The 1263-nt window shown below is 63.8% G+C and carries 1 protein-coding gene; it reads right to left on the minus strand.

The features are described 5' to 3' along the window. On the minus strand, positions 1-1039 hold a 1039-nt coding region (locus tag A5707_RS08705), incomplete at its 3' end, for an IS110 family transposase (RefSeq protein ID WP_197495292.1). Between the last annotated feature and the right edge of the window lie 224 nt (positions 1040-1263).

Below are 1263 nucleotides of genomic sequence, written 5' to 3' on the forward strand. Positions count from 1 at the left end.
GTTGGCGGGTTTGGTGGTCGGCGTGTAGGCGACGAAAGACGTTGCGGGCGAGGTGGCGTTTGAGGCAGCGCAGGGCCGCTTTTTTGGTCTTTCCTTCGGCGATTTTCTTGCGGTAGTAGGTCTGGCCCGGGCCGGCAAGACGGGCCTGGGTGATGGCGATGCGATATAGCGCGGTATTGAGTTGGCGATTTCCCGAGCGGCTCAACCGGACCTGGCCAGTGCTGCTACCGGACCACACCGGGATCGGCGCCACACCGGCGTGGCGGGCGAACTTGGCTTCGCTGCCAAACCGGGTCACTCCGGCGGTTTCACCGACGATCTTGGCTGCGGTGAGCTCTGCGCAACCGGGCAGTTCCAGCAGCGTGGGGGCGACGTGATGGATGCGCTCGCCGATGCGCTGGGCCAAAGCGTTGATTGCCGTGGTGAGCCGACAGATGTCGGCCAGCTCATCGCGGGCCAACTCGGCGACCAGTCCAGGTGCGGCGGCCAGCCAGTCACCCAACAACTTTTGCTGCTTGGCGCGATCCAGTCGACCCGGATCCCGTTCGGGGTCAAGCTCATGCACCGACCAGCGCAGCCGGTTGATCGCTTCGGTGCGTTGGGCCACCAGCACGTCACGCCGATCAACCAGCAACTTCAACTCGCGCGAGGTCTCATCATGAGAGGCCACCGGCAAGTCGGGTTCGCGCAGCGCCGCGCGTGCCACCGCCAATGCATCGATGGGATCGGATTTGCCCCGAGTGCGCGCTGAAGCCCGGGTCTGCGCCATCAATTTGGTGGGCACCCGCACCACCTTCTGCCCGGCGGCCAGCAGATCACGTTCAAGCCGTGCCGACATGTTGCGGCAGTCCTCAATCGCCCAGATCAGATCCTGGCCAAACTGCTTGTGGGCCCACACAATCAGCTCGGCGTGACCCGCACTGGTAGCCCTGACGGTCTTCTCATCGAGCTCGCGGCCGACCTCATCGGCACCGACACAGGTATGACTGTGCTTGTGCGAATCGCTTCCAACAACAACCATGGTGGCTGCCTCCTTCAACTCTGAAGAGGTGTGTTGAGGTTGGGCCGGTCGGCGGACAAAGCTCAGTCGAGGCGAAAGCCACGCTCCTATCAGGTCACGCCGGCCGGTCCTTCACACCTGATGCCGACACAACGTGTCAACGCCAACCCGAAAGCGGCACGCACGCTCAGAGTCAGACACCAGGTGATCCAGAACCAACCACCACGACACGGCCACCGTCACGCAGACACGCCGCACGCAGC

The organism is Mycobacterium kyorinense, from assembly GCF_001672775.1.
Lineage (GTDB): Bacteria > Actinomycetota > Actinomycetes > Mycobacteriales > Mycobacteriaceae > Mycobacterium > Mycobacterium kyorinense_A.